This is a genomic window from Stenotrophomonas sp. X (assembly GCF_055721025.1).
Genome location: NZ_CM146756.1, coordinates 3,007,070 through 3,032,422, shown reverse-complemented (window position 1 = coordinate 3,032,422; position 25,353 = coordinate 3,007,070). Strand labels below are relative to the sequence as shown.

Below are 25,353 nucleotides of genomic sequence, written 5' to 3'. Positions count from 1 at the left end.
GTGCGGGAGCCGGCATGGACAACGAACAGCCAGGAAACGACGAAGGCCCGGGCAACAGCCCGGGCCTTCGAAGCAAACACAGCAGCGGGATTATTTGAACGTGTACTTGGCGCCGACAGTGAAGTAGCGGCCAATCGCACCACTGAAGTGCAGCGGGTTGTAATTGACTGCACCGTAAGTGCTCGGGTCGAGCGGCGCGATGCGGTCGAACACGTTCTGCACCGAAGCGTTCAGCTCGAAGGCTTCGGTGATGTTCCAGCGGCCGGACAGATCGAAGGTGGTGAACGAGGAGATCTTCTCTACCGGCTCGCCGTCTTCATAGAAGGCCAGGTAGTCACCGCCGCGGCGGTCCTTGTTCTCCAGCTTGCTGATGTAGTTGGCCACGCCGCTGATGCTCCACGGGCCCTGCTTCCAGGTGGTGCCGAAGTTGATGCGGTCCTTCGGCGTGCCGATGCAGTTGGTCACGTCGCAGTTGCCGTGGGTGCCCACATAGTCGACGGTGGTATCACCCTCGGTGCGCTCGAACTTGAGCACGTGGCTCCACTGCAGGTCCATTTCCAGCTGGCCCGGGCCGATGTCGAAGGTCTGGCGGATGTCGGTGTCGATACCGCGGACGCGCGAGGAGTTGGCATTCACGTAGGCGGTATTGACGGCCAGGATGGTGCCGCTGTTGGCGACTCCGCCGATGTTGTTGGCATCGCGGAGAACGTTGCCCGCGGCGATGGCGTCGGCCGTGCTGCCCTGCGCGATTTCGTTGGTGCGCTTGATTTCCCACGCATCCACAGTCAGCGAGGTGGTCGAGGTTGGCTGCAGAACGATGCCCACCGAGTAGCTCTTGGACTCTTCCGGCTTCAGGTCCTTGTTCGGCCGCGTGATGATCGCCACCGAGCGCGCGGTGCATTCGTTGGCCGGGTCGATGGCGCAACGCACCGGATCGCGGGCGTTGGAGAAAGCGGCCAAGCCACCGTCACCGTTCTCGGCCGGGTTCGGCGCACGGAAGCCTTCAGCGTAGCTGGCGCGCAGTGCGATCCAGTCTGCCGGGGTCCACTTCACGCCCAGCTTCGGCGTGGCCTTGCCTTCGCCGCTTTCGTACTTGTCGTAGCGGACCGCAGCGCTCAGTTCCAACTGCTCCAGCACCGGTGCGGACAGTTCGGCGTAGCCGGCATACACATTCTGCGTGCCGTCGTAGGCCGAGTAGCCCAGGCCGATGATCTGGCCGATATCGGTGAAGGTCTGCGGCGTCAGGCTGTTGCTCGTCTTGCGCCACTCCGTACCGAAGGCCAGGCCCAGCGGACCGCCCTTGAGATCCATCAGGCTGCGCGAGATGGTGAAGTCGAACATGTCCAGGCTCGACTTGGCACGCGCGCTGATGGTCGGGCTGATGGCATCGTAGACCGACTGCGGCGTCTGCGAGGCATTGTCGCCGATGCGCCAGGTGCCATAGGGGCAGGCCGGATTGCCCAGCACGCAGCGTACTGCGTCATAACGCAGGAAACCCGTGCGCTTGTTGACCAGGTCGGTGCCGGAATGCAGGTAGGCGGTGTCGTAGCTCCAGTCGCCCCAGTTGCCCTTGACACCCACCAGGAAGCGGTTGAACTCATTGGTATTGTCGGTCACGCGCGGGCCCACGTCCCACGCGCTGTAACGCAGGCGGGCCGCGGTGGGCAGCGGGTTGTCCGGATGACCTGCATACAGCTGGGTCGCACCGGCACCGCTGTTGGCGTTGACCGGGCCGCCAGGGTAGCCCCAGCCGCCGGATACGCCGGATGGCGTATTGCTGAAGATCGTTTCCTTCTTCGAGTAACCGATCTCGGTATAGACCTCGCCGCCTTCACCAAACGCGAAGCTGGCGCGGCCGAACACGTTCACGTACTTCTCTTCCGGGCTCAGGTCGCGGTACTGCTGCGCCGGATCCCACAGGCAACCCTGGGCCTGTGCGGTCGCGTCACTCTGCCCGGGAATCGTGGTCAGCCCGGCGCAGCCCGGCAGGGCAACCAGATGGCCGGTGGCGTCGAACACCGAACCATTGGGACCCACGCCGCCGGCGGTACCGCCCGACAGGTAGGCGCCGCCCAGGAACTGCGCGTCTGCAGCGTCGTAACCCCAGCGCCGGATATCGCCGGTACCGATCCACTTGCGGTTCTTGCGGTCGCTGATCTTGATCGCGTCGGTCTTGCCGACGTCCAGGCTGAAGAACGCATTCCAGCCATCGCTGGACAGGTCGCCGGTGCCGGCAGTAAGGGTCGCCTTCTTCGCATCGCCATCGCCGTCACCGGAAATGCCGTAGGAACCGCGCAGGATGGCGCCTTGGAAGTCGCTGCGCAGGATGATGTTGACGACGCCGGCGATGGCGTCGGAGCCATAGATCGCCGAGGCGCCGTCCTTGAGCACTTCCACGCGCTCGACGGCATCGAGCGGGATGGTGCTGAGGTCGGTGAAGACCTTCTGGCCGTCATCGGCCAGGCCGTAGGTGGCCATGCGGCGGCCGTTCAACAGCACCAGCGTCGAGCCGGCGCCCAGGCCACGCAGCGAGATGCCGGCGCCGCCACCGGCGAAGCCGTTGCCGAAGGTCTTGGGAATGGAGCCTGCGCCGTCGGCGGTCAGGGTCTGCAGGTACTCGGCGACCGTGGTCTTGCCGGTGCGGTCGATTTCCTGGCGGGTCACCACCTGCACCGGCGACGGTGTCTCGGTGTTGGTGCGCGGGATGTTGGAGCCGGTGACCGTGATGCGGTCGAGGTTGGTGGCCTGCTCCTGTGCAAAGGCTGAGGAAGAAGCCACGGCGCCGACCAGCAGCAGGGTGCTGCCAGCAAGGATATGGGTGATGGACGATGCCAGGGTGGTGCGGCGGCGGCTGGCGGGCCGTTGGATCGGGTGTTTCACAGCTTCTCTCCTAACTGGAAAACCGTAGCGTTGAGGGCTGTCGCCGGATCGATACCGGGACGCGCCAATCTAGGTTTCCAGCAGGTGACGAAGACGTGAATTTTTGCTTAATCAGTAACGCTTGGCTCGGGCATGTCCGCATTTGCCGGGCAGTGGCAGGGGCCGGCCCGGCGCGGGGCCGGGCCGGTGGGACGCTCAGTCCGGCAGCGAGAACTGCACCGGCACCATGCCGATGGCCGGGACCGCCACGCCGTCACGCTGGGCAGGCTCGAAGCGCCAGTGCTTGAGCACCTGCTGGCGGGCGGCCTGGTCCAGGTTGCGCGAACCGCTGCTGCGCTCGACGCTGACCGCGACCGGCTGGCCACGGGTGTCCACTTCCACCCGCAACAGCACCGTGCCCTGTTCGTGGTTGCGCAGGGACTGGATCGGATAGGCCGGCGGCGGAGCGCTGCGGTACTGCAGCTGGGCGCCGGCCAGCGGGGTGGAGGTGTCGATGCTGGGCGCCAATTGCGGCGGAGCCGGTTCGGCGGCCGGCAATGCGATGCCCTGGGTCTCTTCCACGGTCGCGGTGGGTGCGGGCAGTGGCGGTACCACCGGCTGCGTCCGCGGCTTCGGTACCACCTGGACGATCTCTTTTGGCGGGACCGGAACCGGCGGCGCCGGCGGTGGCGGAATCTTCTCGATCAGCCGGACCGGACTCTTTTCACGCGGGGCCTGCACGGCCTGGTAGGTCGCAGGGATGAGCAGCAACAGGAAGGCCAGCAGGTGCAGGGCGATCGCTGCACTCCAGGCGGCTACGCGGGCGGGGTCGAAGTGCGGGGATGCAACGGGATAGGTACGAACCATGATCCACCTCCATGCCAGTGACGAAGTCCTCAACGCACCAGGGTCCGTGGCGGGGTTGCCGCACGCGGCTGGCAGTCCATCAGTAGCGCGGCATGGCGGCCACTGCCTAGAGGCAGGGGCATGCGCGTTGGGCTGGCCTTCAGCCAACGCCGCTGGAATACACGAAAAAGGCGGGCCCCTGCGGGACCCGCCTGTGTCGGCCGTGCCGGGCGCGATCAGCGGCCCAGTTCGAACACCACGTCCAGGTTGACCGAGACGGTCGATTCACCCGGTGCGACCGGGGTAGCCTTGTCCATCGCCGCACCGGCGGCCATGGTGCGCATCATCGGCATCGGGCGGAAACCGCCGTTGCTGTTTTCAGAGATGCTGACGATGCGGCGCACCTGCAGGCCCAGCGATCTGGCATAGGTCTGGGCGCGGGCCTGGGCCTTCTTCAGGGCGGCCAGGCGGGCTTCGTCATAGACCGGTTCGGGCTGGTCGATCTCAAACTGCGGACCGTTGATCTGGTTGGCCCCCTGCGCGGCCAGCGCGTCGAGCACCTTGCCGAGCTTGGCGATGTCGCGGACCTTCAGGCTGACCGTGTTGCTGGCCTGGTAGCCGGTGATCTTCGGTGCCTCATTGTCGGCATAGCGGTACTGCGGGTTGAGGCTGACGCCGCTGGTCTGCACGTCGCGCTCGGCGATGCCGGCGGCCTTGATCGCGGCCAGCACCTTGTCCATCTGCTGGGCGTTCTGGCGCATCGCGCTGTTGCCGTCGGCAGCCTGGGTGACCACACCTGCCGACAGGGTGGCGACGTCCGGCACGCGGGTGGCCTCGGCGTTGGCCGAGATGTTCAGCAGGGTGCCTTCGGCCGCGGCGGCGATCGACGGCGACGACGGAGCGGCATGAGCAGTCATCGAGGTTCCAAGGGCGAGGGACAGGGCAAGCAGCAGCGGGGTGGCGGTCAGGCGCATGGGATCTCCTTGTTGTGCCGGTGAGGGTGGTGTCGTAGCGATGAACGCGCTGTGAGCCTGTTCGGGGTTGTACGCGTTCCGTAACGGGTTGCCGACGATTCAGGTGGCGGCCTCAGGTTATGCTGTGCCGATGCTCTATCTTGCTTCCCGCTCCCCCCGACGCAACCAGCTGCTGGCCCGACTCGGACGCCCCTTCCAGGCCCTTGACCTGGAGGTCGTCGAGCAGCGCGCGGCCACTGAAAGCGCCGAACAGTATGTATGCCGGGTCGCCGCCGACAAGGCGCGCGCCGGGCTGGCCCGGGTGCTGGCCGACGACCCGCAGGCGCGGGTGCTTGGTTCGGATACCGAGGTGGTCCTGGACGGCGAGGTCTTCGGCAAGCCGGTCGATGCCGCTGACGCGCGGGCGATGCTGGCGCGGCTGGCCGGGCGCACCCACCAGGTGATGACCGCCGTGGTGGTGGTCGGCGCGGGCGGCCTGGACAGCGAGCTGGTCATTTCCGAAGTGACCTTCGCCCCGATCGATGCCGCCGACATCGCCGCCTATGTCGCCACCGGCGAGCCGCTGGACAAGGCCGGCGCCTACGCCATCCAGGGTGGGGCCGAACGCTGGATCGAACACCTTTCCGGCAGCTACTCCGGCGTGATGGGGCTGCCGCTGCTGCATACCGATCGTCTGCTGGCGCGCTGTGGCGTGCCGGTCCCCACTGCCGATGCCGCCAGGGAGGCTGCCGATGTCTGAGGAAATCCTGGTCAATGTGACCCCGCGCGAGACCCGTGTCGCGGTGATCGAAAACGGCATGCTGCAGGAACTTCACATCGAGCGCGGTTGGCGCCGTGGTGTGGTCGGCAACATCTACAAGGGCAAGGTGCAGCGGGTCATGCCCGGCATGCAGGCCGCCTTCGTCGAAGTCGGCCTGGAGCGCGCGGCGTTCCTGCACGCCAATGACGTGGTGCGGCCGGCGCCGGTGGCCAGCGCCGACACCGAGAACACCACCCTGCCACCGCCGGCCAGCGTGCCGATCGTCGAGCTGCTGCGTGACGGCCAGGACATCGTGGTGCAGGTGGTGAAGGACCCGATCGGCACCAAGGGCGCGCGCCTGACCACGCAGATCAGCATTCCCTCGCGCTACATGGTGCTGCTGCCGCAGTCCAAGGTGGTGGGCGTGTCGGCGCGCATCGAAGACGAAACCGAGCGCGCCCGCCTGAAGGCGCTGGTGACCGAACTGTCGGCGCAGCACGGTGGCTACGGCTACATCGTGCGGACCAACGCCGAAGGGCAGCCGGCCGAGGCCATCGCCGAGGACATCGCCTACCTGTCGCGCGTGTGGAACGTGGTCGAGCGCCGCGGCCGCGAGGCGCCGTCGTGCAGCATCATCTATGAAGACCTGAGCCTGCCGCTGCGGTCCGTGCGCGACCTGATCCGCAAGGACGTGGACAAGGTGAAGGTGGACTCGAAGGAGACGTTCGGCCAGTTGCAGGCCTTCGTCGCCAAGTACATGCCGGTGCTGGCCGAAAAGCTGGAGCTGTATTCCGGCGATCGCCCGATCTTCGACATGTTCGGCGTGGAAGACGAGATCGGCCGCGCGCTGGACAAGCAGGTGCCGCTCAAGTCCGGTGGCTACCTGGTGATCGACCAGACCGAGGCGATGACCACCATCGACGTCAATACCGGTTCGTTCCTCGGCCAGCGCAACCTGGAAGAAACGGTGTTCCGCACCAACCTGGAAGCGGCGCAGGCAGTGGCGCGTCAGCTGCGGCTGCGCAACCTGGGCGGCATCATCATCATCGACTTCATCGATATGGATGATGCAGAGCATCGCCGCCAGGTGCTGCGCACGCTGGAAAAGGCGCTGGCCCGCGACCATGCCAAGACCACGGTGTACGACTTCTCGCCGCTGGGCCTGGTGGAAATGACCCGTAAGCGCACGGTCGAAAGCCTGGAGCGCCAGCTGTCGGAAACCTGCCCGCAGTGCAGTGGCCGCGGCAGCATCAAGACCACCGAGACGGTGACCTACGAGATCTTCCGCGAGATCACCCGCGCCGTGCGCCAGTTCGATGCCGCGCGGCTGCTGGTCATCGCGTCGACCAAGGTGGTCGCGCGCATCACCGATGAGGAGTCCTCGGCGGTGGCTGAGCTGGAGGAATTTCTCGGCAAAAGCATCCGCTTCCAGGCGGACGAGCAGTACCTGCAGGAGCAATTCGATGTTGTTCTGCTCTGATCCTCGCCGGCTGCAGGCCGGCGGTGGCCGATGAGCGCGCCGCCGCGCCTGCGACTGCGAAGGATCCGCCGTCATTTCATTGCCGCCTGTGCGGTGGGCCTGGTCGGGCTTGCACTGCTGGTGGGCACCTTCAGCCAACTGCTGCCGCTGGCCGAGCGTCATCCCGACAGGATCGCCGCCTGGCTGAGCGAGCGGGCTGGCCAGCCGGTGCGTTTTGACCAGCTGCAGACGACCTGGACCCGTCGTGGCCCGCTGCTGCAGCTGAAGGGCCTGCGCATCGGTGCCGGGCAGGGCCTGGCGATCGGCGAGGCCGAGGTGCTGGTATCGATGTACAGCGGGCTGCTGCCCGGGCGCTCGCTGACCGAATTGCGCCTGCGTGGCCTGGCCCTGGACCTGCAGCAGGGCGAAGACGGACGCTGGTCGGTGCGCGGGTTGCCGCAATCCGACAACGGGGGGGATCCGCTGGATGCGTTGCGCCGGCTCGGCGAGCTGCAGGTGATCGGCGGCCGCCTGGGCGTGCACGCGCCGGGGATCGGCATCGACACCACGCTGCCGCGCATCGACCTGCGCATGCGGGTCAATGGTGATCGCCTGCGCGTGGGTGTACGCGCCTGGGCCGATGCGCAAGCGCTGCCGCTGACCGCGGTACTGGACGTGGACCGTGCGCGCGGCAACGGCCAGGCCTGGCTCGGCGCCGACCCGGTCGATTTCCATGCCTGGTCGCCCTTGCTGGCGGCCGGCGGCGTGCGCCTCCGCGAGGGCAAGGGCGAGCTGAACCTGTGGCTGACCCTGCGTGATTTCGCGCCGGTCGCGCTGACCACCGATTCGGACCTGCGGGACGTGCGCGTCGACGGTGCACCGATGCCCGGCGTGGCAGCGCCACAGCTGCAGCTGCAGCGGCTGCAGGCCCGCCTGCGCTGGCAGCGCCAGGCCGATGGCTGGGCGTTGCAGGTGCCGCGCCTGCGCCTGAAGACCGAAGATGGCGAACAGCAGCTCGATGGCCTGCAGCTGCAGATCGGCAAGCAGCTGCGGGTGAACGCCGGTGCGGTGCAGGCCGGCACCGCGCTGCGAGGGCTGGCCCTGAGCAATCTCCTTGAACCGGGACTGCGGCGCTGGCTGTTCCTGTCCCGGCCGCAGCTGGAGGTGCGCCGATTGCAGTTGGCCGGCGAGCGTGATGGCCCGTTGCGGGCACAGGGCGAACTGCAGTCGCTGGGCTTTGCCAGCGTCGGCAATTCTCCGGGCCTGCGCGGCCTCGGGGGGCGTTTCGAAGGCGATGCTGATGGCTTCAGCCTGCAGCTGCAGCCGCAACGGCAGCTGCAGTTCGATTGGCCGACCGGTTTTGGCGTGCGGCATGACCTGCATCTGGCCGGACAGATCGTGGGGTGGCGCGACGAGGGCGGCGGTTGGCGGATCGGAACGCCGGCGATGCGCGTGGAGGGCACCGACTACGCGGCCGACGTGCGCGGCGGCGTCTGGTTCCAGGGCGACGGCACGCGGCCGTGGCTGCAGCTGGCCGCCAAGCTGGACGACGTGCCGATGACGGCGGCCAAGCGCTTCTGGATCCACTCCAAGATGAGCAAGGGCGCCACCGACTGGCTGGACATGGCACTGGCCGGCGGCCAGGTGCGTGGCGGTGTCGGCCTGGTCACCGGTGACCTGGACGACTGGCCGTTCGACAACAACGATGGCCGCTTCGAGGCCACCGGCCACATCAGCAATGGCGACATCCGCTTCCAGCACGATTGGCCGCTGATGCGCCAGGTCGATGCCGATATCGCCTTCATCGGCCCCGGCTTCGAGATGCGTGGACGTGGCGATCTGGCGGGCGTGGCGGTGCAGAAATTCGAAGCCGGCATTCCGGACTTCGGCCATCAGCCGCTGTACGTGCGCGCCGACGCGCCGAGCGAGGCCGGCAAGCTGCTGGCGATGCTGCGCCAGAGCCCGTTGCACAAGGACTATGGCGATACCCTGGACAACCTGGTTGCCAGTGGTCCGGCGCATGTGACTTTCGATCTGCTGCAGCCGCTGCACCACGATGAAGGCGGTGGTCATCTGCAGGGGACGGTCGACCTGACCGGCGTGAAGCTGGTCGACAAGCGCTTCCAGCTGGCCTTCGACAACATGCGAGGGCAGGCGCGCTACAGCAATGGCGGCTTCGGCGCCGAGGAACTGGCGGTGCGCCACCTCGGCCAGGATGGCCGCCTGAGCCTGCGCGCCGGTGGCTACGTGCACGACAGCACGCGGGCCTTCGAATCGAAGCTGACGGCGCATCTTGATGCGGGCGTACTGATTGACCGCGCACCGGAAATGACCTGGCTCAAGCCCTACATCACCGGCACTTCAGCGTGGACCATCGCGGTCAACCTGCCCAAGGTGGCTCCGGGGGCGCCCGCGCCGCCGAGTGAACTGCGGTTGAGTTCGGACCTGGTCGGCACGCGGCTGGACCTGCCGGCACCACTGGACAAGCCGGCCGCCGAAGCGCTGGCGACCACGGTGGCCGCGCAGTTGCCGATGGGTGCCGGCCGCATCGATGTGGCCTTCGGCCAGCGCCTGGCCCTGGCCGCACGCAGCCACAACAACCAGACCGGCGTGCAGGTCACGCTGGGCAGTGATCATGTTGATCGTGAGCCGCCGCCGAGCGGGCTGACGGTCAATGGCCGCAGCGCGACGCTGGATGCGATGGAGTGGATCGGCCTGGCGCGGGGCGGCGGGGACGACGATGCGATGCCGCTGCGAGCGGTGGACGTCCAGGTCGGCCAGTTGAAGCTGATCGGCGGTGTGTTCGAGCAGACCCGGCTGCAGCTGCACCCGGGTCCACAGGCACTGGATGTGCGGTTGGACGGCCCGTCGCTGGCCGGGCGCCTGACCGTTCCCAATGCGGAGGGCGGCACCATCAGTGGCCAGCTCGACCGCGTGCACTGGCAGTCGCTGCCAGCCGCACCGGGGGCGCCGGCTGCGCCGGCGCGGGTGCAGGCCGGCGCCAACGACATGGATCCGGCCAAGCTGCCGCCGTTCGCGCTGGACATTGCCGACCTGAAGTTCGGCAAGGTGGTACTGGGCCAGGCGGTGCTGCGCACGCGGCCGCTGGCCAACGGCCTGAACGTGGATGAGCTGCGTTTCCGTGCGCCGGACCAGGAGATCGACATCAGCGGTCGCTGGCTGGGCCGGACCGGCGGTGCCCGAACCGAGTTGATCGCACAGGTGCGCAGTGAGGATCTGGGTGGGTTGATGCAGAATCTTGACTACGGCGGCCAGTTGCGCGGCGGTTCCGGCCAGGCGCAGTTGCAGGCCTCGTGGAGCGGAGGCCCGTCGGACTTCCAGCTGGGCAATCTGCAGGGCAGCCTCGACCTGCACGCGCGCAATGGCCAGCTGCTGGAGCTGGAGCCAGGCGCCGGCCGCGTGCTGGGCCTGCTCAGCGTCGCGCAGCTGCCGCGGCGCCTGATGTTCGACTTCCGCGACTTCTTCTCCAAGGGCTTCGCGTTCAACCAGATCGACGGCAGCATGCAGTTCGGCCAGGGCATGGCGCGCACCGACAAGGTGCTGATCGAAGGCCCGGCGGCCAACATCACCATCCGTGGCCAGGCCGACCTGCGCAACCAGCGGTTCGACCAGACCATCGACGTCAACCCGCGCGCGGGCAACCTGCTGACCGTGGTCGGTGCGGTGGCCGGCGGCCCGGTGGGTGCCGCGCTGGGCGCGGCCACCAATGCGGTATTGTCCAAGCCGCTGGGCGAGATTGGCGCCCGAACCTACAAGGTGACCGGTCCATGGAAGGAACCGAAGGTGGAAGTGATCGAGCGCAGCCGCGACAAGACCCCATCACCGCCCGTGCCGGCGTCTGCACCGGCCATTCCGCCGACCGTCACCGACCTGCCGCGCTCGCGCTGAGCGCGGTTCCCTGTTCACGGGGCTTGCCTGAGCGCCCCCGCACCCCCAGATCGAGACCATGACTGATATCGCCCTGACGCTTGCCCAAGACCGCCTGCTGCGCCCCGGCGGCCTGGATGCCGCTGGCCTGGAGCGCACCTTCGGCCAGTTGCTCGGCCCCGGTGTCGACTTCGGCGACCTTTATTTCCAGCACGCCCGCCGCGAGAGCTGGAGCGTGGAAGACGGTATCGTCAAGGACGGTGCCCATTCCATCGAGCAAGGCGTGGGTGTACGTGCGATTTCCGGCGAGAAGACCGGATTTGCGTACTCCGATGACATCCACGCCGACGCGCTGCTGGCGGCGGCGCAGTCGGCGCGCGCGATCTCGCGTGAGGGCGGTGCGCAGTCCGGGCGATCGCTGCTGCGCGGCAATGCGCGCGCACTGTACCCGGCGCTGGACCCGATCGATGGTATCGGCAACGAAGCCAAGGTCGAGGTGCTCAAGCGCCTGGATGCTTACCTGCGTGCCGCCGACCCGCGCGTGAAGCAGGTGATGGTGAGCCTGTCCGGCGGCGTCGATACGGTGCTGATCGCCCGCAGCGACGGTGTGCTGGCGGCCGATGTGCGTCCGCTGGTACGCCTGAATGTGCAGGTGATCGTCGAGCACAACGGCCGTCGCGAGTCCGGCTATGCCGGGGGCGGTGGCCGTTATGGCTACGAAGACCTGTTTGCCAGCGGCCGCCCCGAAGCCCTCGCCCAGGAAGCGCTGCGCCAGGCGCTGGTGAACCTGGAAGCGGTGCCGGCGCCGGCCGGCATGATGCCGGTGGTGCTCGGCCCGGGTTGGCCGGGCGTGCTGCTGCACGAAGCGGTCGGCCACGGCCTGGAAGGCGACTTCAACCGCAAGGGCACCAGCGTCTACGCCGGCCGCATCGGCGAGCGTGTGGCGGCACCGGGGGTGACCATCGTCGACGACGGCACCCTCGACGGCCGCCGCGGTTCGTTGAACATCGACGACGAAGGCCACCCCAGCCAGTGCACCACGCTGATCGAGGACGGCATCCTGGTCGGCTACATGCAGGACAGCCTCAATGCGCGGCTGATGGGCATGGCCCCGACCGGCAACGGGCGCCGTGAATCGTTCGCGCACCTGACCATGCCGCGCATGACCAACACCTACATGCGCGCCGGCGAGCACGACCCGCAGGAGATGATCCGTTCGGTGAAGAAGGGCCTGTACGCGGTCAACTTCGGCGGTGGCCAGGTCGACATCACCAGTGGCAAGTACGTGTTCTCGGCCACCGAGGCCTACCTGATCGAGGACGGCCGCATCACCACGCCGGTGAAGGGCGCGACCCTGATCGGCAACGGCCCGGAAACCATGCAGAAGGTGCGCATGGTCGGCAATGACCTGGCCCTGGACGAGGGCGTGGGCATCTGCGGCAAGGACGGGCAGAGTGTGCCCGTGGGTGTCGGCCAGCCCTCGCTGTTGATCGAGGGCGTCACCGTCGGCGGTACCCAGGCCTGAGCGTGGCGATGGCCACAGCAACCGCCCGGGCCGACGGGGACTCAGTCCTCGTCGGCCTCGCCGGTCCCGATGTGGTCGGCGTCTTCGGCGCCGGCCTTCAGGCCCAGCGCGGCTGGCAGCATCAGGCCGCGCAGCACCTGGAAGATCTCGCGGTAAGCGCGCGGCGGCTTGTTCCTGGCCTTCTCGGCCTGCGCGTTGCGTACCAGCGTGCGCAGCTGCTGGCGGTCGGCCTGCGGATAGTCATCGAGCAGAGCGGCCAGCGCCTTGTCACCCTCGGCCAGCAGGCGGTCGCGCCAGTCTTCCACGCGGTGCATCATCGCCACTTCGCGGCGGCCGGTTTCGCTGTTGGCGTCGAGCGCATCGCGGATCGCATCCAGCGTGGCCTCTTCTTCGCGGCGCATGTGCTTGGCCAGGAACGCCAGTTGGCGCTTGTGGGCGATGTGGGCGGTGATGCGCTTGCACTCGGCGATGTGCGGCAGCAGGTCTTCCGGAATCGGCAGGCGCGCCAGCTGGGCCGGGGTCAGCGACACCAGCTTCTCACCCAGGGCCAGCACGTCGAGTGCATCGCGCCGGTTCTGGCTGCGGCTCTTGTCGTGGAATTCACCGGTTTCTTCGTCGCGTCCGCGCATCGTCCCTACCTGATTTCAAAAAAAGTCGCCCGGCGTGATGCCGGGCCCAACCCGTACAGGATAAAGCATTGAACGTGATCGCCCCTGAAGTGGCCGTCGGCGACGACAGCCTGGCCCGGCTGGAACGGCTGGCCGACCTCTCCCAGCAGCTGCTCGACCGCGCCCGCGCGCTGGGCGCCAGCCAGGCCGAGGTCAGCTGCAGCGAGGACCGCGGCCTGGAGGTCAATGTCCGCCTCGGCGAGGTCGAGACCGTGCAGTCCACCCGTGACCGTGGCATCGCCGTGACCGTCTATTTCGGGCAGCGCAAGGGCAGTGCCAGCACTGGCGACCTGAACGAGGCCAGCCTGGCCGCTACGGTCGAGCAGGCCTGCGCGATCGCACGGCATACCGAGGATGACCCGGCCGCCGGCCTGGCCGAGGCCGCACTGATGGCCACCGACTTCCCGGACCTGGATGGCTGGCACCCGTGGGCGCTGCAGGCCGATGAGGCGGTGGACCTGGCCCTGGCCTGCGAGGCGGCTGGCCGCGAGGCCGATGCGCAGATCCGCAATTCCGATGGCGCTTCCGTGTCGAGCATGCAGAGCCTGTCGGTGTACGCCAATTCGCACGGCTTCTTCGGCCGTGAGCGCGGCACCCACCATTCGATAGGTTGCGCGCTGATCGCCGGGCAGGGCGACGGCATGCAGCGCGATGGCTGGTACACCAGCGCGCTGGCGCAGGGGGACCTGGAAGACGTGGGCCTGGTCGGCCGTCGCGCCGCCGAGCGCACCATCGCCCGCCTGCAGCCGCGTTCGTTGGCCACTGGCAGCATGCCGGTGCTGTTCGCCCCGGAAGTGGCGCGCAGCCTGGTCGGCCACCTGCTGTCGGCAGTGTCCGGCGGCGCGCTGTACCGCCAGGCCAGTTTCCTGCTGGACAGCGTCGGCCAGCGCCTGTTCCCGGAGTGGATGCAGATTGACGAACTGCCGCACCTGCGCCGCGGCCTGCGCTCGGCCGCCTTCGACGGCGACGGCGTGGCCACCCGTGCTTCGGCGCTGGTCCGTGACGGCGTGCTGCAGCGCTATGTGCTGGGCAGCTATTCGGCGCGCAAGCTGGGCCTGCAGACCACCGCCAATGCTGGCGGCGTGCACAACCTGCAGCTGGCGGCCAATGCTGGCTCGCTCGAAGAGATCGCCCGGCAGATGGGTGACGGCCTGCTGGTGACCGAGCTGATGGGGCAGGGGGTGAACGGGGTGACCGGCGACTATTCGCGCGGCGCCGGCGGCTTCCGTGTCGAGAATGGCGAGATCCAGTACCCGGTGGACGGCGTCACCATCGCCGGCAACCTGCGCGAGATGTTCAGCAGCATCGAGGCGGTCGGCAGCGACGTCGACCCGCGCTCGCACATCCGGACCGGCTCGATCCTGCTGGGGCGGATGACCATTGCCGGTAATGATTGATGGCATCGATGGCGTAAGCTATGCCCGCCTGACGCATCCAGCTTGGTGCTGGTGGGTCAAGACCACCCAATGAAAAGGAGTTTTGTCGTGAGTGAATTCGATAACGTCCCGCCGCCGCCGGCAACCACCAATGCCCCGGCCGACCAGCGCACGATGGCGCTGGCCGCGCACCTGCTGGGCATCTTCACCTGGTTCATCGGCCCGCTGATCATCTGGCTGATCAACAAGGATGACGCCAGCAAGTCCTTCGTGACAGACCAGGCCAAGGAAGCGCTGAACTTCCAGATCACCATCACCATTGCGATGCTGATCTGCATCGTGCTGACCATCGTGATCATCGGCGGCATCCTGGCGCCGATCGTCGGCATCCTGAACCTGGTGTTCTGCATCATCGCCGCTGTGAAGGCCAACAACGGCGAAGCCTACCGCTACCCGTTCGCGCTGCGCCTGGTCAAGTAATACCGTCTGCATGCGCAAACAGGAACGCCCGGCATTGCCGGGCGTTCCTGTTTGGCGCCAACGTCACGCCAGCGATCAGTGATCGCGTTCCACCGCCAGCGTTGCCAGCGCGCGCAGCGCATCGGCTTCTTCGCCATAGTCGGCCAGCGTGGCCTGCATGCGTGCGGCCAGTTCGCGCAGCTGCGCCTTCGCACCGTCCATGCCGAGCAGCGCGGGGAAGGTGCTCTTGTCCTGCGCCTGGTCCTTGCCGGCGGTCTTGCCCAGCTGTTCGGAACTGGCTTCGACATCGAGGATGTCATCGCGGACCTGGAAGGCCAGGCCGAGCGCGCCGGCGAAGCCGTCCAGCTGGGCCAGCTGTGGTTCGTGGGCCTGGCCGCACAGCGCCCCCATGCGCACCGCTGCGCGGATCAGCGCGCCGGTTTTCAGCGCATGCATGCGGGTCAGCGCCGCCAGCGTCTGCTGCTGGCCGGTGGCATCGATGTCCAGCGCCTGGCCGCCGCACATGCCGGAGGCACCGGAGGCGTGGGCCAGGGTCTGCAGGCAGGCCACGCGCAGCGTGGCCGGCAGCGGCGCATCGGCCAGCAGACCGAAGGCGCGGGTCTGCAGGGCGTCGCCGGCCAGGATCGCGGTGGCTTCGTCGAAGGCGATGTGGGTGGTCGGCTTGCCGCGTCGCAGCGCGTCATCGTCCATCGCCGGCAGGTCGTCGTGCACCAGCGAATAGGCGTGGATGAGCTCGACGGCCATCGCCGCTGCGTCAAGGTGTTCAGGCTGCGCGCCAAACAGATGGCCACTGGCGTACACAAGCAGCGGTCGCATGCGTTTGCCACCGCCAAGCACCGAATAGCGCATGGCCTGGTGCAGGCGCTGCGGTGCTTCGGCGGGCGAGGGCAGGGCGGCGTCGAGCTGGCTTTCGATACGATCGCGCCAGCGCGCGAACAGAACCTCAGCCGTCATGGCTGGGCGGATCGAAAGGCTCGGATGCTTCCGGCTGCGCCGGATCGCTGAGCAGGCGCACGCGCAGTTCGGCCTGTTCCAGCGCCTGTTGGCACTGGCGGTACAGACCGACGCCGCGTTCGTAAGCACTGAGCGAGGCTTCCAGGCTCAGCTCGCCGGTTTCCATCTGCTCCACCAGCTGTTCCAGCGATTCGAGCGACTGCTCGAACTGGGCGACCGGGGAGGCGTTTTCGGGGGACTTCTTGGCCATGCGGCAAGTGTGGACGGGCTGCGCGCGGGGGTCAATTCACCAGCCGCCGGGACGCCACTGCAGCTGAGCATTCTGGGCCTGCAACCAGGCTTGCAGAGGGGCCGCAATGACCACGTCGCCGGCAGCGAGCAACTGTGGCCCATCGAAGATCAGCGGCAGCTGGGCGCGCCGCCAGGGGGCCAGGTGCTCGCGTTGCAGGCAGTCCTTCAGTGCATGCGAATGCGGGCGACCGGGCAGCACGATGCGCTCGCCGCCCACGCGCGCACGGACCTGAAGCGGGCGTTCGAAGGCCACGGCGCCCTGCAGGCGCAGTTGGCCACCATCGGGCAGCGGCAGGGGGGCACGCCCATCCCATTCGGCCTGCCATCCGTAGGGCAGCGATGGCAGCTGCGCGGGTAGCAGATAGGCGTGATCGCGCCATTGCTGGATGGCATGCTCGTGCCAGCGCACCCGCGCCTGGCGATCGTTGCCGGCCGGCAGCAGTTCGTGCAGACCCTGCTGCAGTACCGTGGCCGGCAGTGGGGCGGCACCGTGGCCGATCACCCAGGCGCGCAGCACGCGCGCGGCACGCCCCGGTGACACCTGGCGCAGCAGTTGCAGCGAAAGCACGCGTGGTGCCACTTCCAGGTGGGCGATCAGCTCGGCGTCTTCCTCGTCCAGCAGAGCACGGGTCTGCCCGCAGTGCATTGCGCTGCCCGCCAATGCCGCAGCCGCATGCGGCCAGCGCTGGCGCAGCAACGGCAGCACCTGCAGGCGCAGGAAGTTGCGATCGGCGTGGTCGTGGCCATTGCTGGGGTCTTCGATCCAGCGCAGCGCGTGCTGGCGCGCGTAGTCGAGCAGCGCGTTGCGCGTTGCCGGCAGCAGGGGGCGCCATAACGGATGCCCGCCAATGTGGCTGTGTGCGGACATCGCCGCCAGGCCGTCAATACCGGAACCGCGCAGGGCACGCAGCAGGAAGGTCTCGGCCTGATCGTCCTGGTGCTGCGCCAGTGCCAGCGTTTCGCCGTCGCGCAGTTCGGCCGCGAAGGCGGCGCGTCGCGCCTGCCGCGCCGCGCCTTCAAGGCCGAGGCCCGCGCGATTGTCGATCTGCACGCGATGCACGGCCAGTTCAATGCCCAGTGCCGCGCAGTGCTGCTGGCAATGCAGCACCCAGCCGTCCGCATCGGCCTGTAGGCCATGGTGCACGTGCACCGCACGCAGCGCCGTGCCGGAGGCCTGTGCGCAGCGCCACAGCCAGTGCAGCAGCACGGTCGAGTCGACACCACCGCTGTAGCCCACCAGCAGCGGCGCATCGAGCGGAACGAGGGCAGGGAAGGCAGTCACGCCGGCAAGTATAGGGTGGGGTTTACTTGGCAGGGCTGCGCCCTGCACCTGCAGAGGCCACGGCCGCTGCAAGAGCCGAAGCAACAGCCGAAGCTGGTTTCCTGAGGATTGGCGGGGTGGGCCCGGTTGCGGGGGGCGCTGCAAGTCCCCCTCCGGGGCCCGGCCCAGCCGCTGGCGGCTGTGCGTTCGGGCGCTTGCGAAGCAATGCTTCGCAAGCAAAGCGCCCTCACCCATGTAAGCTCGGTCGCCGCATCCATGCGGCTCACGCCCCCGCAACCGGACCCACCCCGCCTTCGACAGATTCCTGCGAACTGTCGGAATTGCTCTTGGGGTCAGATCCGTTTTCCTGCGGAAAACGGATCTGACCCCTATTTATTTCGATATCTGACAGATTTCATCCACGCGTGGCGTGGATCTACTGGCCACCGGAAAACTGTCGAAGGCGGGGCACTGTGGGTTTGCGGGGTGTGAGCCGCATGGATGCGGCGACCAAGGCTACATGGACGTACTTGCGCCGTCCCCGCACACCCACGGTGCCCCGCCATCCCACGGAATGCACGCTGTTGCTGTTGCTTCGGCCGTTGCCGTTGCATCTGCAGGTGCAGGGCGCAGCCCTGCAGAAAAACCTACTTCACCCGGCGGCCCGAGCGGTCGATGCGGAACCGCTCTCCGCCTTCCATCGGCGTGTGGCCATCGGCATCCGGCGTGCCGCGCCGGCAGCCGTTGCAGACCTCGGCCACGCCATCCTGGAATGGCCAGGCGAAATCGAAGGTGCCGGGCACCACCTGGCGGAACTTCAGGTCGAAGTAGCCGACGCGGCTGCCGACGCGGCCGCGCAGCAGGCCTTCCTGCGGCGTTTCCGGGCCGTTGTCCCAGGTCAGCACCGGCAGGCTGCGGCCCGCGCGGTCGACGTAGTGGAAGCCCTGGTCGGCATACACCACGGCCAGGCCGTGGTCGTCGTAGTTCAGGTCCTTCAGCGTATCGGCGCTGATCTTCAGCCGGTGATCGACCACCTCGCAGTTGGGGAGCGGCCACAACCCGTGTTCGTCGGTCAGCAGCTTGCATGCCGGTGCCTGTGCCTGTGCATTGGCACTGACCAGCACGCCAAGCATTGCCAGCGACCGCGCAAAGCGGCCGCTGGCAGGGGCAGGGCGGGCCCGCCGCGCGATCACTTGGCCTCGGCCTTGCGTTCGAAGGCCGTCGGTGCCGGCAACTGCACCGGCACGCCCTTGTCATCGCAGGTGCCGGCCTGGCACAGGCGCTCGCGCAGGGCCGGGGTGGCCTGCACGATCATGTGGTAGATCGCGTTCTGTTCCAGCGTGCCGCGGATCGCCTTGCTGCCCGGGCCACGTGCCCAGATGCCGACGTCCTCACCACCATGCGATTCGGACTTCATCGGCACCAGCGCTTCCTGCATGTAGTCCGGATGCTCGGTGTCGACCTCGCGCAGGTTCGGGCGACCGTTGGCCGGTTCGAAGCTGCTCGGGTTGTGCGGGTAACGCTTCGGCCCGGCCGGCTGCTGGTTGCTGCTGCCGGTGTGGCCTGGGCCGTTGGCGTAGCTCAGCGTGGTGTACGGCTGGCCGGTGCCGTCCAGGGCGTAGTCCAGCTTGCCGGCGCCGTCTTCGCCGCCCTTGTCCTTCACCTTGCCCAGGATCGGGTTGCCGCGTGCCGGGTAGCCGACGAAGTTCAGCGTGTGCGAGTGGTCGGCGGTGACGATGATCAGGGTGTCGTCGGCCGAGGTCAGCTCGTTGGCCACGCGCACCGCATCGGACAGTGCCACGGTCTCGGTCAGTGCACGGTAGGCATTGCCGCTGTGATTGGCGTGGTCGATGCGCGCGCCTTCGATCATCAGTACGTAGCCTTCCGGGTGCCTTGAAAGGTTCTTGATCGCCGCTGCGGTCAGTTCGGCCAGGCTCGGCTCACCGCCCGGATCCTGCGGGCGCTCGTACTCGTAGCGCATGTGGTCCGGCTCGAACAGACCAAGGATGGCCGGCGCATTTGCGGCCGCGGCCAGCTGCTTGCTGTTCCAGACATAGGCACCCTGCGGATGCGCCTGCTGCCATTCCTGGACCAGGCTGCGGCCGTCCAGGCGCTGGCCGACCTTGTCGTCGTATTCCGGGTCGCGCTCTTCCACGGTGGTGAACTCACCACGGCCGCCACCAAGGGCGACAAGCGGGCCGCGCCCATAGCGCGAGGTCGACAGCAGCTGCTGGGCGATGTCCTTGCAGCCGGCCGCCTTGGCTGCTTCAGTCAGGTCGGTGTCGTTTTCCCAGTTGCGCTCGGGCGAGTGCGCGTAGGTGGCAGCCGGGGTGGCGTGGGTCAGGCGAGCTGTGGAGACCACGCCGGTGGCGAGGCCGGCGCTGTCGGCCAGCTGTAGCCAGGTCAGCAGGCCCTTGGACAGGCTGTCGGCACAGTCGGTGCGGCTTCCGGCACTGACGCCGATCGCGCCCATGTGGGTCTTCACGCCGGTGGTGATGGCGGTCATGGTGCCGGCCGAATCAGGCGTCTGCGAATCGGTGTTGTAGGTCTTGCTGAACGCCGTTGCCGGGAAGCGTTCCCAGGACAGCAGGTTCTCCTCGCCGGAGCCGCCCTTGCGCTGGCCCTCGTAGATGCGCGAGGCGGCCACGGTGGTCAGGCTCATGCCGTCACCGAGGAACAGGATGACGTTCTTCGCCTTGCCGGACATCGCACCATTGGCCGCAGCCTGGGCGGCACCGCTGCGGTACCACCACTGCGGGGTCTCGCCGGCCGGATGGGCGACGGGATCGACGGCGACCTTCAGGCCGGCCGGGGCGGACGCGGGGGCAGTGCTGGCGCAGGCGCCCAGCAGAAGGGTGGTGGCGCAGGCGGCCAACAGGGAGACGGAACGACGCATGGACGCTGGGATCTCACAAACTGTAACGGGACATTCATTATGCCCGCCCCAGCAAGGCACGCCGATGACACACTGATTTGCCGGCCAGGCGGTCGTTCTGCGGGCTGCCTTGGGCTATCGTGCCAGCATCCCTTCCTTCCCCTCTGGATTGCCTATGAAGCTGGTCTCTGCCTGGCTGCGGATTCCGTTCTGGCAGCGCGTGGTCGGTGGCTTCGTGCTCGGCGCGCTGGCCGGCTGGGCGCTCGGCCCGGCCGCGGAAACGTGGTTCGGCCCGCTCGGTGAGCTGTACGTCACCCTGATCAAGATGATCGCCGTGCCGCTGGTGTTCTTCGCGGTCATCAACGCGATCTCGTCGCTGCACGGGCAGAAGTCCGTGGCCGCGCTCAGTGGGCGCACCTTCCTGTGGTTCGTGATCACCGCCGCGCTGGCAGTGTGTGTCGGCCTGGCCGTGGGTACGGTGCTGCAGCCCGGCGCGGGTGGCCTGCAGTTGTCCATGGCCAGCAACTACGTGCCGCGCGAAGTGCCCAGCGTGGTGCAGGTGCTGCTGGACGTGGTGCCTGCCAACGTCTTCTATGCGCTGTCCGGCATCGGCACCAAGGTCAACGCGGCCGGTGAGACCGTGCTGGCCGCGGGTCGCGGCTCGATCCTGCCGGTGATCTTCTTCGCCGGCCTGGTGGGCTTTGCCATCGTCAAGCTGGGCGAGAAGGTGACCGAGGCGCGCAAGCTGGTCGGCCAGATGAGCGACATCATGATCCAGGTGACCCGCTTCGTGCTGGAAGTGACCCCGATCGGCACCTTCGGCCTGATCGCAGGCCTGGTCGGCAGCTATGGGTTCGAGAAGCTGCTGCCGCTGGGCCATTTCGTGCTGGCGTTGTACGTGGCCTGTGCGCTGCACATCGTGGTGGTCTACAGCGCGCTGCTGCTGGCGCACGGCCTGAACCCGCTGAAGTTCTTCCGTGGCGCCGCACCGGGCATGCAGGTTGCGTTCGTCAGCTCGTCCAGCTTCGCTGCGATGCCGGTGGCGCTGCGTTCGATCACCCACAACCTGGGCGTGAACAAGGACTACGGTTCGTTCGCGGTGCCGCTGGGCGCCAGCATCAAGATGGACGGCTGCGGCGCGATCTATCCGGCGCTGTGCGCGGTGTTCATTTCGCAGTACAGCGGCGTGCCGCTGACCCCGGAGCAGTACGTGGTGGTGCTGATCGCCTCGGTGCTGGGCAGCTTTGGCACCGCCGGCGTGCCGGGTACTGCGGTGATCATGGCCACGGTGGTGCTGAGCGCGGCGAACCTGCCGCTGGAGACCATCGGTTACCTGTATGCCATCGACCGCATCCTGGACATGATGCGCACGATGACGAATGTGACCGGCCAGATGCTGGTGCCGGTGCTCGTGGCCAAGGAGACCGGGCTGCTCGATCAGGCGGTGTATGACAATCCGTCCAGCAATGTGGGCGTGGACGATCCTGACCCGACTCCGCCACGCGGCTGAGGTTGCGTGGAGATGTAAAAGGCCCGCCCTGACCCGGCGGGCCTTTTGTTTGGGAGCTGGTTGGCGCGGTGGCGGCCAAGGCGGGTCCTGGTAGATCCACGCCATGCGTGGATGGAGGCAGTGCCGACCAACGGTCGGCACCCACCAGGGCAGGCGGCGCGATGCCGACCAAGGTCGGCACCTACCGGGGGCGCAAACAAAAAAGCCGCTGCGGGGCAGCGGCTTTTTGTCTTTCAGGCGGCGCCGTAGCGCCAGCGGGTCAGAGGTCGACCCGGCGGGCCTGCATGAACTTGTTGCCCCAGTAGCCACTGAGCAGGGTGTCCACGCGCACGTCCTTGCCCGAACTCGGTGCGTGCAGGAAGCGGCCGTCGCCCACGTAGATGCCGACGTGATCGACGCGGCCCTTGCGGCCGAAGAACACCAGGTCACCGGCAGCCAGCGCGGTGCGGTCGTTGATCAGTTCGGCGTTGTCATCGTGGGCCATCTCGCGCGAGACGCGCGGCAGCTCGATGCCCAGCGCCGAACGGAACACATAACCGACCAGGCCGCTGCAGTCGAAACCGCTGTCCGGGTTGCTGCCACCCCAACGGTACGGGGTGCCCAGCAGGGTCATCGCGCGGCGCAGCAGCGACTGCACCTTGCCGTTGTCGGCGGCGGTACCGACAACGCTGCCATTGGCGGCGCTGCTGGTGTCGTAGTTTGCGAGCAGGCGGCTGAGGTCGCCGGCCACCACGGCCGAGCGGTCCATCAGCGGAATGGTGTCGTTGGCGGCCAGGTGCGGCAGCAGGGCGGCCAGCGTGGCGCTGGCGGCGGCATCGACGCGGCTGCGCTGCGGAGCGGCAGCCTCGGCCTTGGCGGCCGGTCGGGCGGCGCTTTCGGCCACCGGGGCCGGGGGCACATCGGAACGGTTCGGAGCAGTCTGCGACCAGGCCGGAAGGCTGGTCAGGCACAGTGCCAGGCCAAGCAACAACGGGCGGGCACTGCGTGAAGATACGGAAGTCTGGCCTTCGCTTTTCAGGTCGTCAGTCGTCACGCGTCGGTCACAGGAAAAAAACGATGGGGCATCATGCCCTGTAAAAGCGGCAATAAGTTAAAAATTCCGTTAGTAAACCGTTAGTTTCATAGTGATGGGCGTCACAGTTTTGAACATATCGCCTGTTCATTTTAGCGAAGAACGCGTTTCGCCCCTGTGTAGTGGTCTTTCCAGTAGGGGCCGCTGAGCGAGTCGAGGCGTACCGTCCCGCCGGTACTCGGCGCGTGCACGAAACGCCCCTCACCTACATAGATGCCGACATGGGTGACGCTGCCTCGGCTGCCGAAGAACACCAGATCGCCGGTGGCCAGGCGCTGCGGATCGATCTTCGGGCCCTGTACCGCGGCCAGGTCGCGCGAGGTGCGCGGCAGTCGCAGGTCCAGCATCTCGCGATAGACATAGGCGACCAGGCCGCTGCAGTCGAAGCCCGAATCCGGGGTGTTGCCGCCATAGCGGTACGGCGTGCCGACCAGGCTGATGGCCCGCATCAGCACCGAGTTGGCGGCCTCGGGGTTGTCCGGCACGGTCTTCGGCCAGTTCGCCGTCGGCGGGGGCGGCGCCGGGCGGGTGGCCTTGCCGCCGCCACAGGCGGTCATCAACACGGGCAGGGCCAGCAGCAGGGCCGGGGCGAGAAACCGGCGCGGGCCGGACGAAACTGGCGTGATGTGCATGATCTCCGGATAATGCGCCACCTTGGATTGGCCGTCATGATGGCGGCGTCCCCGCCGGGCGACAACCCGCCCCAACCCGCCTGCCTCCGGCAGATCCAGACAGAGTTGCGCATGAAGATCGAAAAAGACCGCGTTGTCCGCTTCCACTACACCGTTTCCGAAGTCGGCCAGGAGCCGATCGAGTCGTCCAAGGACCGCGGCGAGCCGCTGGCGATCCTGATCGGCCACGGCAACATCATCCCGGGCCTGGAAAACGCCATGATGGACAAGGAAGCCGGCGCGACCTTCAACGTCGACGTCAAGGCGGCCGATGCCTACGGCGAGCGTCGTGAAGGCCTGTCCCAGCGCGTGCCGAAGAAGCACTTCGGCAACACCAAGCTGGCTCCGGGCCAGCAGGTCGTGCTGCAGACCAACTTCGGCCCGCGTGCGGTGACCGTGCAGAAGGTCGGCATGAGCGTCGTCGACGTCGACCTGAACCACCCGATGGCCGGCAAGGACCTGCACTTCGACGTCGAGATCGTCGACGTGCGCGAAGCCGGCAAGGAAGAGATCGACCACGGCCACGTCCACGGCGACGGCGGTCACCAGCACTGATCGCAGCACGATCGTGATGGATGCAGCGGCCCGCTTCGGCGGGCCGTTGCGTTTCTGGAACACGGCGCGGCCATCCATGGCGTACGGGCCGGCGGCATAATGGCGGACCTGCCTGACGGACGCCCCGTGAACGCCGCTTCTCCTTCCCTGCAGCCGGTCGCTTCCGGCGAACGCATCGCCGTGCTGGACGTGCTGCGCGGTGCCGCGCTGCTGGGCATCCTGCTGATGAACATCGAGGCCTTCAGCGGACCGCTGGACCTGGCCTTCACCGGCATCGACGTGCATTGGCGGGGCATCGACTACTGGGCCGATGCCTTTGTGTACGTGTTCGTGCAGGGCAAGTTCTTCACCCTGTTCTCGCTGCTGTTCGGCGCCGGCTTCGCGGTGATGGCGCAGCGCGCTGAGGCCGCCGGGCGCGACTTCACCCCGTTCTACCTGCGCCGCAGCGCTGGCTTGCTGCTGATCGGCCTGTGCCACGCGCTGCTGGTCTGGTCCGGCGACATCCTGGTGATGTACGCGTTGGTCTCGTTGCCGTTGCTGGCCTGCCGCGAGGCGCCGCGCAGCTGGCTGCCGTGGATGGGCGTGATCGTCTATCTGGGCGGCGTTGCGCTGATGCTGCTGGTGGGCGCGATGGTGTCGATGGCTTCGGCCGACGAGGTGCGGGGCATGCTTGCCGAGGCGCAGCAGAGCATCGACCTGCAGCGGCAGGTGTACGGGCAGGGCAGCTGGGCGCAGGCCACTGTGCAGCGCCTGAGCGAGTTCGGCACCTCGATGGGCGCGCTGCTGATCACCGGCCCGGAAGTGCTGGGCATGTTCCTGATCGGCAGCTGGTTCGCCGGCAGCGGCGCGTTGGCGACGCCGGAGCGCTTTCCGCGGCTGTACGCGGTGCTGCGTTGGGGGGCACTGCCGCTGGGCCTTGTGGTCACGCTGCTGGGTGTTGCCTGGAAGCCCTACCTGGCGCCGGGTGCCTACGGCCTGCCGGTGACGGCGGCGATGGCGCTGGTGACGATCGGTGGCCTGCCGATGTGCCTGGGTTACCTCGCGTGGATCGTGCATTGGCGTGCGCGGTTGGCCTGGCTGGCACCGGTCGGGCGCATGGCGCTGACCCACTATCTTGGCCAGTCGCTGCTGTGTACCTGGACCTTCTACCACTATGGCCTGGGCAGGTTCGAGATGATGCCGCGCAGCGTGCAGCTGTTGTTCGCGCTGCTGCTGTTTGCCGCGCAGGTGGTCTTCTCGCACCTGTGGCTGCGCCATTTCCGCTTCGGCCCGATCGAGTGGATATGGCGTGCGATGACCTATCGGCAGTGGCCACCGATGCGGCGCAGGACGGAGCAGGGGTGAGCGATG

At 67.7% G+C, this 25,353-nt stretch carries 20 protein-coding genes; 9 read left to right on the top strand and 11 right to left on the bottom strand.

Annotated elements, in window-relative coordinates; translation table 11 throughout:
* Nucleotides 1-90: 90 nt before the first annotated feature.
* The 3 genes from ACZ75I_RS14105 to ACZ75I_RS14095 form a co-directional block, all read right to left on the bottom strand.
* A complete protein-coding gene (locus ACZ75I_RS14105; RefSeq protein WP_061479655.1) occupies nt 91-2,880 on the bottom strand; it encodes a TonB-dependent receptor in 2,790 nt (929 codons plus the stop codon).
* A 195-nt stretch (nt 2,881-3,075) separates the two neighbouring features.
* The gene (locus ACZ75I_RS14100; protein WP_346476856.1) at nt 3,076-3,726 is read right to left on the bottom strand and encodes an energy transducer TonB; all 651 of its coding nucleotides are present in this window, start codon (nt 3,724-3,726) and stop codon (nt 3,076-3,078) included.
* Between the two features lie 215 nt (nt 3,727-3,941).
* Complete coding sequence (locus ACZ75I_RS14095; RefSeq protein ID WP_005418081.1) at nt 3,942-4,679, bottom strand: SIMPL domain-containing protein; 738 nt, start codon at nt 4,677-4,679, stop codon at nt 3,942-3,944.
* Nucleotides 4,680-4,809: 130 nt separating this feature from the next.
* Here ACZ75I_RS14095 and ACZ75I_RS14090 point away from each other — a divergent pair, with 130 nt between their 5' ends.
* Genes ACZ75I_RS14090 through tldD form a run of 4 tightly spaced genes read left to right on the top strand, consistent with a single transcriptional unit; the run spans nt 4,810 to nt 12,290 of the window.
* A complete protein-coding gene (locus ACZ75I_RS14090; RefSeq protein ID WP_065179231.1) occupies nt 4,810-5,418 on the top strand; it encodes a Maf family nucleotide pyrophosphatase in 609 nt (202 codons plus the stop codon).
* A complete protein-coding gene (rng, locus tag ACZ75I_RS14085) occupies nt 5,411-6,898 on the top strand; it encodes a ribonuclease G (RefSeq protein WP_005418079.1) in 1,488 nt (495 codons plus the stop codon). Before ACZ75I_RS14090 ends, rng begins: the two co-directional genes overlap by 8 nt.
* A gap of 30 nt (nt 6,899-6,928) precedes the next feature.
* Nucleotides 6,929-10,786, top strand: coding sequence for a YhdP family protein (locus tag ACZ75I_RS14080; RefSeq protein WP_472958106.1), 3,858 nt, complete (start codon nt 6,929-6,931; stop codon nt 10,784-10,786).
* Between the two features lie 58 nt (nt 10,787-10,844).
* The gene (gene tldD / locus ACZ75I_RS14075) at nt 10,845-12,290 is read left to right on the top strand and encodes a metalloprotease TldD (protein ID WP_472958105.1); all 1,446 of its coding nucleotides are present in this window, start codon (nt 10,845-10,847) and stop codon (nt 12,288-12,290) included.
* 41 nt (nt 12,291-12,331) lie between these two features.
* Here the strand turns inward: tldD and yjgA are convergent, their stop codons facing one another.
* Nucleotides 12,332-12,919 carry a ribosome biogenesis factor YjgA gene (gene yjgA / locus ACZ75I_RS14070; RefSeq protein ID WP_088496583.1) on the bottom strand — a complete coding sequence of 196 codons (588 nt, stop codon included), beginning with the start codon at nt 12,917-12,919 and terminating at the stop codon, nt 12,332-12,334.
* A gap of 68 nt (nt 12,920-12,987) precedes the next feature.
* On the opposite strand from yjgA, the gene pmbA reads away from it, so the two are divergent.
* Nucleotides 12,988-14,355 (top strand): metalloprotease PmbA, encoded by a 1,368-nt coding sequence (gene pmbA, locus ACZ75I_RS14065; RefSeq protein WP_061479649.1) that lies wholly within the window; start codon nt 12,988-12,990, stop codon nt 14,353-14,355.
* An 87-nt stretch (nt 14,356-14,442) separates the two neighbouring features.
* Nucleotides 14,443-14,814 carry a DUF4870 domain-containing protein gene (locus ACZ75I_RS14060; RefSeq protein WP_005418071.1) on the top strand — a complete coding sequence of 124 codons (372 nt, stop codon included), beginning with the start codon at nt 14,443-14,445 and terminating at the stop codon, nt 14,812-14,814.
* A 75-nt stretch (nt 14,815-14,889) separates the two neighbouring features.
* On the opposite strand, the gene ACZ75I_RS14055 is transcribed toward ACZ75I_RS14060, so the two are convergent.
* The 5 genes from ACZ75I_RS14055 to ACZ75I_RS14035 form a co-directional block, all read right to left on the bottom strand.
* The gene (locus ACZ75I_RS14055) at nt 14,890-15,768 is read right to left on the bottom strand and encodes a polyprenyl synthetase family protein (protein ID WP_346476859.1); all 879 of its coding nucleotides are present in this window, start codon (nt 15,766-15,768) and stop codon (nt 14,890-14,892) included.
* On the bottom strand, nt 15,758-16,018 hold the full coding sequence (locus ACZ75I_RS14050; protein ID WP_005410522.1) for an exodeoxyribonuclease VII small subunit: 261 nt from the start codon (nt 16,016-16,018) through the stop codon (nt 15,758-15,760). The genes ACZ75I_RS14055 and ACZ75I_RS14050 overlap by 11 nt, the downstream gene beginning before the upstream one ends.
* 36 nt (nt 16,019-16,054) lie before the next feature.
* A complete protein-coding gene (tilS, locus tag ACZ75I_RS14045; RefSeq protein WP_346476860.1) occupies nt 16,055-17,341 on the bottom strand; it encodes a tRNA lysidine(34) synthetase TilS in 1,287 nt (428 codons plus the stop codon).
* A 626-nt stretch (nt 17,342-17,967) separates the two neighbouring features.
* Nucleotides 17,968-18,513: a WG repeat-containing protein gene (locus tag ACZ75I_RS14040; RefSeq protein ID WP_134968915.1), complete on the bottom strand. Its 546-nt coding sequence runs from the start codon at nt 18,511-18,513 to the stop codon at nt 17,968-17,970.
* Complete coding sequence (locus ACZ75I_RS14035) at nt 18,510-20,216, bottom strand: alkaline phosphatase (RefSeq protein WP_061479645.1); 1,707 nt, start codon at nt 20,214-20,216, stop codon at nt 18,510-18,512. The genes ACZ75I_RS14040 and ACZ75I_RS14035 overlap by 4 nt, the downstream gene beginning before the upstream one ends.
* A gap of 154 nt (nt 20,217-20,370) precedes the next feature.
* On the opposite strand from ACZ75I_RS14035, the gene ACZ75I_RS14030 reads away from it, so the two are divergent.
* On the top strand, nt 20,371-21,705 hold the full coding sequence (locus tag ACZ75I_RS14030; protein WP_061479644.1) for a dicarboxylate/amino acid:cation symporter: 1,335 nt from the start codon (nt 20,371-20,373) through the stop codon (nt 21,703-21,705).
* Nucleotides 21,706-21,964: 259 nt separating this feature from the next.
* Here the strand turns inward: ACZ75I_RS14030 and ACZ75I_RS14025 are convergent, their stop codons facing one another.
* Complete coding sequence (locus ACZ75I_RS14025) at nt 21,965-22,738, bottom strand: C40 family peptidase (RefSeq protein ID WP_053497133.1); 774 nt, start codon at nt 22,736-22,738, stop codon at nt 21,965-21,967.
* Nucleotides 22,739-22,869: 131 nt separating this feature from the next.
* Nucleotides 22,870-23,409 (bottom strand): C40 family peptidase, encoded by a 540-nt coding sequence (locus tag ACZ75I_RS14020; RefSeq protein ID WP_005418044.1) that lies wholly within the window; start codon nt 23,407-23,409, stop codon nt 22,870-22,872.
* Nucleotides 23,410-23,520: 111 nt separating this feature from the next.
* Here ACZ75I_RS14020 and ACZ75I_RS14015 point away from each other — a divergent pair, with 111 nt between their 5' ends.
* Together ACZ75I_RS14015 and ACZ75I_RS14010 are read left to right on the top strand one after the other, a co-directional pair.
* Nucleotides 23,521-24,003 (top strand): FKBP-type peptidyl-prolyl cis-trans isomerase, encoded by a 483-nt coding sequence (locus ACZ75I_RS14015; RefSeq protein WP_005418041.1) that lies wholly within the window; start codon nt 23,521-23,523, stop codon nt 24,001-24,003.
* A gap of 99 nt (nt 24,004-24,102) precedes the next feature.
* A complete protein-coding gene (locus tag ACZ75I_RS14010; protein ID WP_472958102.1) occupies nt 24,103-25,347 on the top strand; it encodes a DUF418 domain-containing protein in 1,245 nt (414 codons plus the stop codon).
* Nucleotides 25,348-25,353: the final 6 nt, after the last annotated feature.